Below are 15,277 nucleotides of genomic sequence, written 5' to 3'. Positions count from 1 at the left end.
TTTGTCCCCTTGTGCGTTATCGGCGCGAACGGCATAAGTCCCGTTCGGGGTTGATTTCAAACAAGGATATTCGAAATGACGACAACGGCCAAGATCGCCGCAGCCTTGATGGTTCTTCTTGCACTTTCCTCCTGCGGCAACACGATCCGCGGCATAGGAAAAGATACGGCAAACACCGTGAACGCCACGCAGGACGCCGGCCGCTCGGTTGATCGCGCTGCAAAGAAGTAACGGCCGTTCAGATTCCTACGGAGAACGCCGGATCAAGTCTTAACCGGGAGCCGGATCACGTGTTGACCGCGCCGGATCAAGGGTTGACCGGGGGATAAGCCTTTTCCAGGCCGCCGGATCGGTCAAGACCGGTCCGGAAGGCTTGGTAGGCCGGATGCTGGCTGGAGCGGGCGGTTTCCATCAGCCGGATCTGCAGCCGGTCCGGCGCTTGAGCTCCGAGCCACCGGCCGAGATTTTCGAGCCTCAGCGAGTTCAGGAAACGCGAACCGGCGGCGAGATCGAGATGGCGGCGCAGGCCGTCAAGCAGGTTATCGTCCTGAGCGACATTTTCCATGAGCAGCGTCAGATATGATTTGTCCGTCTCCGACAGCGCGGCGAGCTTTTCCGCAACGGTATCGCGGTCGGGAAAGGGAACGTTGCCATTCATGTCGAATCGTCCGGTCGTTGATCGTATCCTGACGTTATAAGCTCGCCTTGACCTTTTCGGCTACATCGGCCGGAACCCATTTCATCCACAGACCCTCGTAATTGCGAAGGAAATGGATCGCGGCATCCTCGTTGCTTTCATGGTCTTCGTCTTGCCAGGCGAGAACCTGATTGATCGTTTGATTGTCCCATTTGCGGGTTTTGAGATAGGTGGTGACGGGTCCGGAGCGGCTGGCAAAAGACCTGGTCATCAAGGTGAAGGCGCGCGAGACCGGGTAGGAATTGAGTTCCGGCCTCATGCAGCCGGCAACCGCCGTGCAGCGGTCCCACTCGGTCTTGTTGTGGCCGACGCCGAAGCTCAGCCGCGTCATGTCGTATTTGCCGAGGACGGCCGTCGGCGCCCAATAATAACCGAGCCAGCCGACCTTGTTTTCGAAGGCACGGGCAATCGAGGCATCGAGCCGTTCGGGGCTGCCGGTTTCGACGAGTTCGAAGCCCTTCTTGTCCGCGGTAAGCGCCTTGAACAGGTTGGTGGTCGATATCTGGCAGCTCCAGTCGGCGGGACAATTGTAGACTGCGCCCTTCGACGCATCGTCCTCGGCGGGGAAGAGTTCGGGATGTTTCAGCGCATCTTCGACCGACCGGATGTCGGGATTGGCGTCGGCGATGAATTTCGGGATCCACCAGCCCTCGACCGCACCGTCGGCCAGGATCTCGGCTCCCTGCACCAGCCGTCCGGCGTTGACGGCCTGATCGAGCAAGGCCCTGACGGAATTGATCCAATATTCAGAGGCGATATCCGGAGTGCCTTTCTCGTTCATCGAGGCGAAGGTCGGCAGCGTGTCGCCGTCGACGATGGTGACCGAGCAGCCATAGCCCTTTTCCAGGATGATCTTGTCGAAATTCGCCGCAATACCGGCCGAGGCCCATTTCATCTCGGCGATCGAAACCTTGCCGCACTCTGCGGCTTCGGCCGGCGCAACGATAGAAAGAGCCGCGGCAAAGACGGCTGGAATCAGAAACGTCTTCATCGTCATTCCCCGAATTCTTCTTTACAGCGCTGCGTCTTTTCAGACGCGCTAAGGATGCTGGGATACTTGAATCTACGGATGCGCAGCCGGGGTCGGAAATCAGCGACAAGTTTCTCCGGCGCCCGAAAAGAAATGCCTCGCGGGCGATCCCGCGACAGAGGTTTTCCTGTTCATCGGCGCCTTCGTCCTTGCGGCTCCGGCAGCTTGTCGCAGGTCATGGCTCGAAAATGGCGTTTTTGGGAAGCCTACGCGTTCGCTCGCAGAAATCAACCGTCTTCTGCTGATGGTTGCGGTACTAAATGATTGAATTCGATGAATTTATCTCAATATCCCGAAAATAGCGCCTTTAAGCGGTTTGCACGCTCTTGGCGATTACCGGCGGATCTTCGGCAGAAATTTCGGCGAGAAAGTCAAAAAAGATCAAAATTAACATTTGCGTAAGGCTTCAATAACTCTCCGGTAAGAATGTGCCGTTATCAGTTGGGTCGTGGCGGCAATGACCGCCGCTTCTCCGGTTCAGGTAGTGCGTACCGGAGAAAGCGAGCTTCGCCGTGTAGGGGCGAAGACGCCTGAGTTTTCGGCAAACCGCGCAGAGCCAAGGCCATGCGCGGTTTTCGCGTTTCTGCGGGGCGCTTGAGCAGGGTCAAGTCCTGACTCAGAGCAAGTCTTGACCGGGGGCACGCCTTGACCCGGTGTCGTCGCCCATTGTAGGCCTCGCCTCAGCGAAAGGCGGCCACCATGGCAAGAGCGATCATGCTGCAGGGAACCGGCTCGGATGTCGGCAAGACGGTGCTGGTCGCGGGTCTTTGCCGGCTGGCGGCCAATCGCGGGCTTGCCGTCCGACCGTTCAAGCCGCAGAACATGTCGAACAATGCGGCAGTTGCCGATGACGGCGGCGAGATCGGCCGGGCGCAGTGGCTGCAATCGTTGGCTGCACGCACGCCGTCCTCGGTGCACATGAACCCGGTGCTGCTCAAGCCGCAATCGGAAAACGGTAGCCAGATCATCGTGCAGGGCAGGGTGTTCGGCCAAGCGAAGGGGCGCGACTATCAGCGGCTGAAGCCACAACTGCTCGGCGCCGTGCTCGAAAGCTTCGAAAAAGCCGCTGCAGGCGCCGATCTCGTCATCGTCGAGGGCGCCGGATCGCCGGCCGAAATCAATCTGAGGGCCGGCGATATCGCCAATATGGGTTTTGCGACCCGGGCCGGCGTGCCTGTCGTGCTCGTCGGCGATATCGACCGCGGCGGTGTCATCGCCTCGCTGGTCGGCACGCATGCGATCCTCGATGGCGGCGACCGGGCGATGATCGCCGGCTATATCATCAACAAGTTTCGCGGCGACATCTCGCTGTTCGACGACGGCATCCGCGCCATCGAAGGCTTTACCGGCTGGCCGTGTTTCGGCGTGGTGCCGTGGCTGCCGGGTGCGGCGCGCCTGCCGGCCGAAGATTCAGTCGTGCTCGAACGGCTGGCGAAGGGCAGGGCGGGCGCGCTGAAGATCGCCGTGCCGGTGCTATCGCGCATCGCCAATTTCGACGATCTCGACCCGCTGCGGGCAGAGCCGGACGTCGAACTGGTCTTCGTGCGATCAGGCGAACGGCTGCCTGCCGATGCGAGCCTCGTCATTCTTCCCGGCTCGAAATCGACGATATCGGATCTCGCCGATTTCAGGGCTGAAGGCTGGGACCGCGATCTCCATATGCATGTCAGACGCGGCGGCCGGGTGATCGGCATTTGCGGCGGCTACCAGATGCTCGGCCGCACGGTGCACGATCCGCTCGGTCTCGAGGGCGGGACGCTCGAGGCGCCGGGGCTGGCACTTCTCGACGTCGAGACCGAAATGGCGCCTGAAAAAACCGTGCGCAACAGCCATGCCCGCTCGACCGAATACGACGTGCCGCTTGCCGGCTACCAGATCCACCTCGGCGTGACGAGCGGCCCGGATTGCGACCGGCCTTCGGCAATCGTCGATGGCGTGCCCGACGGCGCGATTTCCGCCGACGGCCGAATCATGGGCACCTACCTGCACGGGCTCTTCGGCAGCGACGCCTATCGCACCCGGCTGCTTCAAAGCTTCGGTCTTTCGGGCGAGCGGCGGAACTATCGTGAGAGTGTCGAGCAGGCGCTTGATGAGATCGCCGGAGAACTCGAGCGTTACCTCGATCCGCGCTGGTTGGCCGGGCTGCTCGGTTAGGCTGCCCCTCTTTGTACTCTTGCCAAATTAGTTGACTGAGTCCATTAATTCTCGCGGCGAGACCGGTTGAGAGTGATGAAACCATGAGCATATCGGATAGATTTTCATTGGCGGGTCAGGTGGCGCTCGTGACCGGCGGCGGCCGCGGTCTGGGCTTCGAGATGGTGCGGGTGCTTGCCGAGGCCGGCGCGCATGTCATCGTCACCGGACGCACAGCGGCGACGCTGGAGGAGGCCGTAAGGACGCTGCGTGCGGCGGGCGGCTCGGCGGAGGCTGCCGTGTTCGACATCGCCGACCGCGAGGCTCAGCGTGCTGTGATGGCCGATATCGAAAAGGTCCACGGCCGTCTCGATATTCTGATCAACAATGTCGGCGCCCGCGACAGGCGGCTGCTGACCGAATTCGACGATGATGGCATCATCGAACTGCTGCGGACCGATCTGGCCGCGGCGATGATGCTTTCGCGCGATGCCGCAGTGCTGATGAAGCGGCGCAATTATGGTCGCCTGATCGCAGTGACCTCGATCAGCGGTCATGTCGTCATGCCCGGCGACTGCGTCTATCCGGCTGCCAAGCAGGGCCTGACCGGACTGATGCGCGGTATGGCGGTCGAATTCGGCCCTTACGGCATCACCAGCAACGCGATTGCACCCGGCTGGTTCGCCACGGAGACGAACGCGGCAATGGCCGCGAATGAGGAATTGATGCCCTTCGTGCGCCAGCGCATCCCGGTCCAACGCTGGGGACGCCCGGACGAGATCGCCGGCGCGGCGCTGTTTCTTGCAAGCGGCGCCGCCTCCTTCGTCAACGGCCATGTATTGACTGTCGACGGCGGCATGACGGTCCGGATGTGAGGAGATACCCGCCGGCGTTGTGTCGGCTTCGTATGAAAAGACTTGCCGTTGATGACGGCTGGAAATATCGGCTTGGCGCGACTATCAATTAAGAGGGCGTCAGCCGGTTCGGCATCGCCGCCCATTTGCCCGATTTGCCGTCATAAGGTTGCGCCGGCTCATGTGGAGGTTCGAAAATTAGCGATCATATTCAATGGATTATAGAGCAGGGAATCACCAGCGATCATATCGGCGACCTCGTTGCCGGCCTGTGCGAACGGCTGATTGCGGACGGGTTTCCGATCTGGCGGGCGAGTATCAGAATGCCGTCGCTGCATCCCATGTATCGCGGCGTCGCGGCCAATTTCACGCGGGGCGGTGAGACCGTCCTTGAAAATGCCGAGCACGGTAGTGCGACGGAGCGTGACTTCGAGAAGACGCCGATCTTTTACCTTTTGAGCCGCGGCGAAAGAACGGGACGATGGAATTTGGCAAGCGGCGAGGGTCTCCATTATACCGAGCTTAACGAATTCGCGCTTTCCGGGGGCACGGATCACGTGATCAGCCTTTTCGAATTCCCGAAGGAAGTCGCGCTGCGCGGGCTCGGTTTCTCGCTGACGAGCGATGCACCGGGCGGATTTTCCGATGATCAACTGGCGGTCGTCGCAGAGCTATTCCCGGCACTCGGACTGGCAGCTTACCGCGTGGCGGTGTCGAAGACGGCGAGCGACATCCTCGCGGTCTATACCGGCGCCAGGACGAGCGCGCGCATCCTTGCCGGCGAAACCCGCAGGGGAATGGGCGGTTCCATCGATGCCGCCATCCTGCTGGCCGACCTTCGCAATTTCACGGCTTTGACCGAGGTCTATCAGCCCGCGGAGATCGTCGGGTTTCTCAATGAGCATTTCGAGCTGATCGGTCGGCATGTCGAGGAAAATTCCGGCGAGATCCTCAAATTCATGGGCGACAGCGTGCTGGCGATCTTTCCGACCGAGGCCGAGGATCCGCAAAAAGCCTGCAGAGCGGCGTTGGCTTCGGCGCAGAATCTGCTGAAGGCCAACGAAGAGCTCAATCGCGAGCGGACGCGCAACGGAGGCCCCGATATCGGCATCGATGTCGTGCTGCATCTCGGCGAAGTTTTCTACGGAAACGTCGGCGCCCACGACAGGCTCGACTTCACGGTGATCGGCAGGGCGGTCAACGAAGCCTCGCGGCTGGAAAAGCTCTGCGGAATGCTCGAGCAGGACCTGCTGCTGTCAGAGAGCTTCGCGGCGACGTCAGCCGTCCCCTGCGAGTATCTCGGATCGTTCGAATTGCGGGGCGTGTCGAAGAAGGCCGACGTCTTCCGGCTGGCCGGCGCAGCGTCATAGCGCCCTTCAGATTTCGCCGGAGACCTCGCGGCGGCGGCGGTCAAGTTCTTCGCTGTAGCGGCGCAGCGTATAACTTTCGCTGAGCTGGCCGATCACCTTGCGTTCGATCAGGTTGTTGACGACGGCGAGTGCTTCGCTTTCGCTCTTGTCGAAGATCGCCGCCGCCTGCCGGGCATTCATCTGCGGCTGCAGGAAATCGTTGCGATAATGGATGAAATCGGCGAGCGTCTTGCCCTCGTCCTGCGCGTCGGTCGGGTTGGCGTAGATCTCCGGCACCAGCACGAGGCCGGCATATTTGTCGCTCTCCTCGACGAGGATAACGCGCTGGGTCGAGCCGATCGGGAAGGCCTTCTTGAATTCCTCCAGCGAGATGCCCGCCCTTGCCGTCTTGACGTCGGCGCGCATCAGCTTGTCCACCGTCAAGTTGCGGATCCAGCCGACGTCATGGGCGCTGCGGATGCTTTCGCCGCGCAGATGGAAGCGCCATGTGGCGAAGGAGTATCCGAAGGTCGAGCGCACGACGAGCGAGGAGGTGATGACGGCGGCAAGCACCAGCGCTGTGATCGGGAAGTCGCCGGTGATTTCGAGTGCCAGGAACGTCATCGTCAGCGGCCCGCCGATGACGGCGACGGCAAGCGAACTCATGCCGACCACGGCATAAATGACGGGCGTCAGCGTCGCATCGGCAAAATAGGGACCGCAATAGGCAAAGAGCTTGCCGAGCAGGGCGCCCATGAACAGTGAGGCGAAGAACAGGCCGCCCCTGAAGCCCGAGCCGATCGAGATCGCCGAAGCCAAGGATTTCAACAGGAAGAGGCCGATCAGCGCCGGGATGGCGACGTCGCGGGAAAGGTTCAGATGCAATGCACCGTGGCCGGCCGAAAGCACCTGCGGCGAGATCATCGCCAGCAGCCCGACGATGATGCCGCCGAGCGCCGGGCGGAAGGGCGGGGCGATCGCGCTCTTGCGGGCCAGTTCCTCGACGAAGGCGACGCCCTGCATGATCAGGATGCCGACGCCGGCCGAGACCGCGCCGAGCAGCAGCGCCGGGATATAGTCGGCCGGCACGACCGCACCGAAGCCGCCGATATCGATGGTGAAATCGCCATGGGTGAGCAGCCTTGCGATCAGGGTGGAAACGAGGGCCGAGACGACCACAGGGGTCAGCGAGACGATCGTATAGGTGCCGATGATCAGTTCGAAGGCATAGAAGGCGCCGGTCAGCGGCGCGTTGAAGGCGGCGGCGATGGCGCCGGCTGCGCCGCAGCCGACGAGGACGCGAAGATCCGAACGGCGAAGCTGCAGCTTCAGGCCGAGTTTCGAGGCGAGGCCGGCGGCAAGTTGGGTATAGCCGGCCTCCAGGCCGACCGAGGCGCCGAAACCGTTGGAGATCAGGTTCTGCACGGCGACGATGATGCTGTCGGTCAAGGACAGGCGGCCGCCATGCAGCGCATTGGCCTCGATCGGGTCGACCATCGGCTTCTTGCGGCGTTTGGCCAAAATGAAGAGCAACAGGCCGAGCAGGATGCCGCCGATGACCGGGGCGGTGAGCAGCAGCAGCTTGTCGTCGATCACCGACGAGCTCAGCCTTTCGCTGTCGGCGATACCGAAGATCAGCTGATGCAGTTCATTGGAGACGAAGCTCATGCCGGTCACGGCAAGACCGGAAGCAATGCCGACGGCAGCGCCCGCCAGAGACAGCCCGACTTCGCTACGGCGGGTCAGCGCCCGCAGCCGCCCCGGATCGAAGAAAACACACAGCGCTCGGAACCGGCGCCGATCCAATTTCATAAGCATGGCAAGACAACTAGGCAGGAAGAGGCCCGGTCAAGGGCGATGGCGCAGTCCGCTTGCAGTGCAATTGCGGCGAAAAGCCGGCGCGTAGGTCAAATATTTATGACGTAAGCCTCTGATAAATGACGATATTCCTGGTCGAGTAAGTCGTGTTTCAGTGAGCGTGCCTGCCTTGCCGCCGATGGCCGACCGCCAAGGCCGGTTGACTTCACTCTTGAGCTTGCCTAACCATCCCTCAACGGATGGTCATCTGACCATCCTCGGATACTAACGGATGGTTCCGGATCGGCGTTACGCCTTCCGGATGAAAAGGGAATGTGACGGGGCGGACCCACACCGGGCGCCTTCATCACAGCCGACCCCGCGACTGTAGAGCGGTGAGGGTCTTCCATCCGGCATCGAGCTCTTCCGGCTGGCAGCTTGCAATCGTGCAGGCAGGCGGGACGGGCGACATGCCGGAAAAGCCACTGGACATGCATGGTGATCAACCGGGGTCGGACGCCTCCATTTCTACGAATCGTCCACCTTTTCACCGATGCAGCCGGGAAGGCGAGGCAGATCCGCTGGCACGATCAGGGGCGACCGGTTTCCGGTCCGCCCCGATCGCGGCCGACAACCGCGAGCCAGGAGACCTGCCATTCGTGCCGGGCGAAAAGCCCAACCCTGGGCAAGAGACCCGCTGCCAGCACGGAGGTTGTTTTGGCTGAACGATTGAATTCGGCATGGCTTGGTGCGGTCAATGGCGCAACGGGTTGGACGAGGGGGCCATACGGCTCGCAATTTATTGTCCTTCGCTTGCGCTATGCGCATTCGCTTCTATCGTCGCTCACCCCCTCATCCGGCTGCCGCCACCTTCTCCCCGATGGGGAGAAGAGGTACGTGGCGACGCCTCGGTCCCTCTCCTGCCACTGCGATCAGAGAGACGGTCAAAGACAAAAGCTTGCTCCCTCTTCTCCCCAGCGGGGAGAAGGTGGCCCGAAGGGTCGGATGAGGGGGGCGGCACGGCGGGCCCTATCCTGCCAAAGGGCGGCGCTCACATGACGGTTGGCCCGATCACTACAGTCTTCATCCTCGGCGGCGCACGCTCCGGCAAATCCCGCTTTGCCGAATCCCTCGTGGTTTCAAGCGGCCTCAACCGCCACTATCTCGCGACCGGGCGGGCCTGGGACGAGGAGATGCAGGCGCGCATTGCCCAACACAGGGCCGATCGCGGCCCGTCATGGACGACGCATGAGGAGCCGCTCGATCTCGTCGGCAAGCTCGCCGCCATCGACGGCGAGGACCGCGTCGTGCTGATCGATTGCCTGACGCTCTGGGTCACCAATCTGATGATGGCGGAGCGCGACATGGCCGGGGAATTTTTGGCGCTCGCCGATTATTTGCCGCGGGCAAAGGCGCGGCTCGTTTTCGTTTCCAACGAGGTCGGCCTCGGCATCGTACCGGACAATCGGATGGCGCGGGATTTTCGCGATCATGCCGGCCGGCTCCACCAGATGATCGCGGCAAAGGCCGCCGAAGTCTATTTTATCGCGGCAGGCCTGCCGCTGAAAATGAAGGGTTAAGTCCATGAACCAGCAGAAGATTCCCGCAACCGTCATCACCGGCTTTCTCGGCGCCGGCAAGACGACGATGATCCGCAACCTGCTGACCAATGCAGGCGGTAAAAAGATCGCGCTGATCATCAATGAATTCGGCGATCTCGGTGTCGACGGCGAGGTGCTGAAGGGCTGCGGCGCGGAGAACTGCAGCGAGGACGATATCATCGAGCTGACCAATGGCTGCATCTGCTGCACCGTCGCCGACGATTTCATTCCGACGATGACAAAGCTCTTGGAGCGTGAGCAGCGGCCCGACCATATCGTCATCGAAACCTCGGGCCTCGCTCTGCCGCAGCCGCTGGTCGCCGCCTTCAACTGGCCTGACATTCGCACCCAGGTGACCGTCGACGGCGTCATCACGGTCGTCGACAGCGCGGCTGTCGCCGCCGGCCGGTTCGCCGACGACCACGATGCCGTCGAGGCGGCGCGCAGCGAGGATCAATCGCTCGATCACGAGAGCCCCATCGAGGAACTGTTCGAGGACCAGCTCACCTGCGCCGATCTCATCGTGCTCAACAAGACCGACCTGATCGACGTGGCCGGCCTCGGCCGGGTGCGCGACGAGGTCGCCTCCCGCACCCTGCGCAAGCCGGTGATGATCGAGGCGAAAAACGGCGAGGTGCCGGCCGGCATTCTGCTCGGCCTCGGCATCGGCACGGAGGACGATATCGCCAACCGCAAGTCCCATCACGAGTTGGAGCATGAGGACGGCACGCCGCACGATCATGACGAATTCGACAGCTTCGTCGTTGAGCTCGGCCCCGTTGCCGATCCGGCCGGCTTCGTCGAGGCGCTGAAGAGCATCATATCAGCCCATGACGTGCTGCGCCTCAAGGGCTTCGTCGATGTTTCGGGCAAGCCGATGCGCCTGCAGCTCCAGGCCGTCGGCAGCCGTATCGACCACTATTTCGATCGAGCCTGGGCGCCTGGGGAAAAGCGCGGTACGCGCCTCGTCGTCATCGGCCTGCATGAGATGGATCAGGGTGCGGTGAAGGCGGCAATCGAGGCGCTGGCGTAAGCCCATGCATCTGCTTCTGGCCCAGCAGGGAACGATCAGCGACGGCGAAGAGGCAATCGATCTCGGTCAGACGCCGGGCGATATCCTGTTCCTGTCGGCCGCCGACAGCGAGCTCGCGGCGATCGCGGCCGCCCATCGCGCCTGCGGTGGGCCGCATTCGCTGCGGCTCGCCAGCCTGATGAGCCTCAAGCATCCGATGTCGGTCGATACCTATGTCGAGCGCACGGCGCGGCACGCCAAGCTCATCATCGTCCGTGCGCTCGGCGGTGCCAGCTATTTCCGCTACGCGCTGGAGGCGCTGCATGCGGCAGCCTCCCGCGCCGGCGCGCAGATTGCGGTGCTGCCGGGTGACGCCAGGCCGGATGCAGGGCTGGTACCCTTCTCGAACATCGCAGCCGATGATCTCGATGCACTCTGGGCCTATCTGATCGAGGGCGGCGATGCCAATGCGCGCGCCTTTCTCGATTATGCCGGGGTGATGCTGTCGGGTGCGGAAAAGCCGGCGCCGGCAGTACCGTTGATGAAAGCCGGCATCTGGTGGCCGGGGCGGGGGCTGATCGGGGTCGAGGAGTGGCGGCAGGTGACCGCGCCGTCGTCAGCTGAGGCCGCGATACCCCCCTCTGTCCTGCCGGACATCTCCCCCACAAGGGGGGAGATCGGCAAGTCGCTTGGGCTTCCAACGAAACAAACTTATGAGGATGCCGCGCGCTCGGCCGAAGAGATGGAGCGAAGCCTCGCATCCCCGATCTCCCCCCTTGTGGGGCAGATGTCCGGCAGGACAGAGGGGGGTACCCCGAGCGCAACGGAAGAGGCGGGATTCGAACCTAAGATTTCCCCCATCGTCGCCATCAGCTTCTACCGCGCCCTCGTGCAGAGCGGCGAGATCAAGCCGATCGAGGCCTTGATCGACGCCTTGCAAGCTCAGGGCCTCCGGCCGTTGCCGGTCTTTGCCTATAGCCTCAAGGACCCGGTTTCCACAGGCATTCTCGAAAGCGTGTTTTCGGCGCTGAAACCCGATGTCGTCATCAACACGACGGGCTTTGCGGTCTCGGCGCCGGGTGCGGATCGGCAGCCGACGGTGCTGGAGGCGAACGGGGCGGTGGTACTGCAGGCGATCCTGTCGGCCTCGTCGCGGGAGGCGTGGGCAACTTCGTCGCAAGGCCTGTCGGCACGCGATCTCGGCATGAACGTGGCGCTGCCCGAAGTCGACGGCCGGGTGCTGGCGCGGGCGGTCTCCTTCAAGACGGCGGCGCGTTACGATGCTGCCGTCGAGACCAACATCGTCGCCAGCGAGCCGGATGCCGGCCGGGTGCGCTATGCGGCGGAACTCGCCGCCAACTGGGCGCGGCTACGCGCCACTCCGGCACGCGACCGCCGCATCGCGCTCGTGATGGCGAATTATCCGAACCGCGACGGCCGGCTCGGCAACGGGGTCGGCCTGGATACGCCGGCCGGCAGCATCGAGGTGCTGCGGGCGATGGCGGCAGCGGGTTATCCGCTCGCCGATGTTCCGGCCGATGGCGACGCGCTGATCCGGCATCTGATGCAAGGGCCGACCAATTCAGGGCATGACGGCAGGGTCATTCGCGAGACCCTTTCCCTGAGTCTCTACAACGGCTTCCTGGATACTCTTCCCAATAAGATTCAGGATGAGGTGAGGGCCCGCTGGGGCGATCCCGAGAACGATCCGTATTTTCTCGACGGCGTCTTCGCCCTGCCTTTCGCCCGCTTCGGCAGCGTTCTCGTCGGCATTCAGCCGGCGCGCGGTTATAATATCGATCCGAAGGAGAGCTATCATTCGCCGGATCTCGTGCCGCCGCACGGTTATCTTGCCTTCTATGCTTTCCTGCGGCGCGAGTTCGGCGCCGATGCCGTCATTCATATGGGCAAACACGGCAATCTCGAATGGCTGCCGGGCAAGGCGCTGGCGCTATCGGAAGAGTGTTATCCCGAGGCGATCCTCGGGCCGCTACCGCATCTCTATCCCTTCATCGTCAACGATCCGGGCGAGGGCACGCAGGCCAAGCGCCGGACTGCAGCCGTCATCATCGATCATCTGACGCCGCCTTTGACGCGAGCCGAGAGCTACGGGCCGCTCAAGGATCTGGAAGCGCTGGTCGACGAATATTACGAGGCCTCCGGCGGTGATCCCCGCCGCATCCGCCTGCTCAGCCGGCAGATCCTCGATCTCGTGACCGATATCGGCCTCGACCGGGATGCCGGCATAAAGAGCGGCGAAAGCGAAGGCGACGCGCTGAAGAAACTCGACGCCTATCTCTGCGACCTCAAGGAAATGCAGATCCGGGATGGGCTGCATGTGTTCGGCGTGTCGCCGGAGGGGCGGTTGCTGACGGATTTGTCCGTGGCGCTGGCGCGGGTGCCGCGCGGGCTGGGTGAGGGCGGGGATGCGAGTTTGCAGCGGGCGATTGCTGAGGATGCGGGGGTAGGCAATGTGCCTGGGGCACCCCCCTCTGTCCTGCCGGACATCTCCCCCACAAGGGGGGAGATTGAATCGGAGCACCGGCCTCCCCAAACAATCGATATAGAGCGATTGTCTTACTCCTTGCCGATCTCCCCCCTTGTGGGGGAGATGTCCGGCAGGACAGAGGGGGGTAATTCCACGTTCGACCCCCTCGACTGCGACATGGCCGCCCCGTGGACCGGAACGCGTCCCGCAATACTCGCCGACGTTCTCGATGCACCCTGGCGCACCAACGGCGACACCGTCGAGCGCATCGAATTGCTGGCGGCCAAGCTAGTCTCCGGCGAGATCGCCTGCCCCGCGGAATGGACGGCGACGCAGGCGGTGCTCTTCGAGATCGAGACCCGTCTCAAGCCTTCGATCCTTGCCTGCGGCCCGGCGGAAATATCCGGCCTGCTTGCCGGCCTCGACGGCCGCTTCGTCGCACCCGGCCCGTCGGGTGCGCCGACCCGCGGGCGGCCCGATGTACTGCCGACGGGCCGCAATTTTTATTCGGTCGACAGCCGCGCGGTGCCGACGCCGGCCGCTTACGAACTCGGCAAGAAATCCGCCGAACTGCTGGTGCGCCGCTATGTGCAGGATCACGGCGAATGGCCGGTTTCCCTTGGGCTGACGGCATGGGGAACGTCGAATATGCGCACCGGTGGCGACGATATCGCCCAGGCGCTGGCGCTGATCGGTGTCAAGCCGCTCTGGGATATGAGTTCGCGCCGCGTCACCGGCTATGAGATCATACCGCAAGCCATGCTTGGGCGGCCGCGTGTCGACGTGACACTCCGCATCTCCGGCTTCTTCCGCGACGCTTTTCCCGAGCAGATCGCCCTGTTCGACAAGGCGGTTCGCGCCGTCGGCGCGCTTGACGAGGACGAGGCCGACAATCCGATCGCAGCGCGCATGTGCGGCGAGGCGGCAAGGCTTGCGGCCGCCGGTCTCGACGTCGCCGCGGCGAAACGCCGGGCGGGTTACCGTGTCTTCGGTTCGAAGCCCGGCGCTTACGGCGCCGGATTGCAGGCGTTGATCGACGAAAAGGGCTGGGAGCGGCGCGCCGATCTCGCCGAGGCCTATCTCGTCTGGGGCAGCTATGCCTATGGAGCCGGCGAGGAGGGCAAGGCCGAACGCGGCCTGTTCGAAGAGCGGCTGCGCTCGGTGCAGGCCGTCGTTCAGAACCAGGACAATCGCGAGCACGATCTGCTCGACAGCGACGACTATTACCAGTTCGAGGGCGGTATGGCGGCGGCGGCCGAGGCGCTCAGCGGCGCGCGCCCCTCGATCTATCATAATGATCATTCGAGGCCGGAACGGCCGGTGATCCGTTCGCTGGAGGAAGAGATCGGCCGCGTCGTGCGCGGGCGCGTCGTCAACCCGAAATGGATATCGGGCGTCATGCGCCACGGCTACAAGGGTGCGGCCGAGATCGCCGCCACCGTCGATTATCTCTTTGCTTTCGCGGCGACGACGGGTGCGGTCGGCGCGCATCATTTTGAGGCGGTCTACCAGGCTTTCGTCACCGATCCGGCCGTGCGTAGCTTCATGGTGGAAAAGAACCCGGCGGCATTCGACGAGATGGCGGCGCGGCTGCGCGAGGCGATCGACCGCAGCCTTTGGACGCCGCGCAGCAATTCGGCCCGGTTCAACCTGGCCATCCAACAGAATGAGGTGAACCGATGAGCGACGAAATCCTGGACAACGAAACGGGCAAGGACGATGCGCGCCACGCCGAGAAGATGGCGAAGAAGAAGGCCGCGCGCGACAAGATCATGGCGACCAAGACCGACGGCAAGGGGCTGATCATCGTCCATACCGGCAAGGGCAAGGGCAAATCATCCGCCGCCTTCGGCATGATCTTCCGCCACATCGCCCATGGTAAACCCTCGGCCGTCGTGCAGTTCATCAAGGGCGCGATGTGGACCGGCGAGCGGGATCTGATCGAGAAGCATTTCTCCGATCTCTGCCAGTTCCACACCATGGGTGAGGGGTTCACCTGGGAAACGCAGGACCGAGCCCGCGACGTTGCCGCCGCCTCGGCGGCCTGGGAGAAGGCCAAGGAGCTGATCCGCGACGAACGCAATTCCATGGTGCTGCTCGACGAGATCAACATCGCGCTGCGCTACGACTATCTCGATATCAACGAGGTGGTGGAATTCCTGAAGACCGAGAAGCCCGCCATGACCCATGTCGTGCTGACGGGACGCAACGCCAGGGAAGAACTGATCGAGATCGCCGATCTGGTGACCGAGATGGAGCTCGTCAAACATCCCTTCCGCTCCGGCATCAAGGGGCAGCCGGGGGTAGAATTCTAGG

Annotated in this window: 11 protein-coding genes and 1 riboswitch; of the genes, 8 read left to right on the top strand and 3 right to left on the bottom strand. The window is 62.9% G+C overall.

The features are described from left to right. Positions 1-75: 75 nt before the first annotated feature. Positions 76-231, top strand: coding sequence for a hypothetical protein (locus FHX14_RS12065; protein ID WP_003540537.1), 156 nt, complete (start codon positions 76-78; stop codon positions 229-231). 76 nt (positions 232-307) lie between these two features. Here FHX14_RS12065 and FHX14_RS12060 read toward each other — a convergent pair whose 3' ends face one another. Beyond that, on the bottom strand, positions 308-658 hold the full coding sequence (locus FHX14_RS12060) for a hypothetical protein (protein WP_184377234.1): 351 nt from the start codon (positions 656-658) through the stop codon (positions 308-310). 34 nt (positions 659-692) lie between these two features. Next, positions 693-1,694 carry a glycine betaine ABC transporter substrate-binding protein gene (locus FHX14_RS12055; protein ID WP_184377233.1) on the bottom strand — a complete coding sequence of 334 codons (1,002 nt, stop codon included), beginning with the start codon at positions 1,692-1,694 and terminating at the stop codon, positions 693-695. 732 nt (positions 1,695-2,426) lie between these two features. Here FHX14_RS12055 and FHX14_RS12050 point away from each other — a divergent pair. The 3 genes from FHX14_RS12050 (at position 2,427) to FHX14_RS12040 (ending at position 6,084) form a co-directional block, all read left to right on the top strand. Continuing rightward, a complete protein-coding gene (locus tag FHX14_RS12050; RefSeq protein WP_184377232.1) occupies positions 2,427-3,881 on the top strand; it encodes a cobyric acid synthase in 1,455 nt (484 codons plus the stop codon). An 83-nt stretch (positions 3,882-3,964) separates the two neighbouring features. Beyond that, complete coding sequence (locus tag FHX14_RS12045) at positions 3,965-4,735, top strand: SDR family oxidoreductase (protein ID WP_184377231.1); 771 nt, start codon at positions 3,965-3,967, stop codon at positions 4,733-4,735. A 260-nt stretch (positions 4,736-4,995) separates the two neighbouring features. Further along, positions 4,996-6,084, top strand: a complete 1,089-nt coding sequence (locus tag FHX14_RS12040; protein ID WP_184377268.1) for an adenylate/guanylate cyclase domain-containing protein — start codon at positions 4,996-4,998, stop codon at positions 6,082-6,084. Between the two features lie 6 nt (positions 6,085-6,090). Here FHX14_RS12040 and FHX14_RS12035 read toward each other — a convergent pair whose 3' ends face one another. Then, positions 6,091-7,881, bottom strand: a complete 1,791-nt coding sequence (locus tag FHX14_RS12035; protein ID WP_184377230.1) for a chloride channel protein — start codon at positions 7,879-7,881, stop codon at positions 6,091-6,093. Positions 7,882-8,136: 255 nt separating this feature from the next. Beyond that, a riboswitch (cobalamin riboswitch) is annotated at positions 8,137-8,533 on the top strand. A gap of 382 nt (positions 8,534-8,915) precedes the next feature. Here FHX14_RS12035 and cobU point away from each other — a divergent pair. From cobU to cobO, 4 genes are read left to right on the top strand one after another with little or no spacing between them, the layout of a single operon-like run. Then, positions 8,916-9,440: a bifunctional adenosylcobinamide kinase/adenosylcobinamide-phosphate guanylyltransferase gene (cobU, locus tag FHX14_RS12030; protein ID WP_183690865.1), complete on the top strand. Its 525-nt coding sequence runs from the start codon at positions 8,916-8,918 to the stop codon at positions 9,438-9,440. Between the two features lie 4 nt (positions 9,441-9,444). Then, entirely contained in the window at positions 9,445-10,494 is a 1,050-nt protein-coding gene (gene cobW / locus FHX14_RS12025; protein WP_183690863.1) for a cobalamin biosynthesis protein CobW, read from the top strand. Positions 10,495-10,498: 4 nt separating this feature from the next. Then, positions 10,499-14,644, top strand: coding sequence for a cobaltochelatase subunit CobN (cobN, locus tag FHX14_RS12020; RefSeq protein WP_184377229.1), 4,146 nt, complete (start codon positions 10,499-10,501; stop codon positions 14,642-14,644). After that, the gene (gene cobO / locus FHX14_RS12015) at positions 14,641-15,276 is read left to right on the top strand and encodes a cob(I)yrinic acid a,c-diamide adenosyltransferase (RefSeq protein ID WP_184377228.1); all 636 of its coding nucleotides are present in this window, start codon (positions 14,641-14,643) and stop codon (positions 15,274-15,276) included. The genes cobN and cobO overlap by 4 nt, the downstream gene beginning before the upstream one ends. The last annotated feature ends 1 nt before the right edge of the window (position 15,277 follow it).

This window comes from Rhizobium sp. BK619 (genome assembly GCF_014195245.1).
Classification (GTDB): domain Bacteria; phylum Pseudomonadota; class Alphaproteobacteria; order Rhizobiales; family Rhizobiaceae; genus Rhizobium; species Rhizobium acidisoli.
This window is presented reverse-complemented; position numbering and strand designations above follow the sequence as displayed.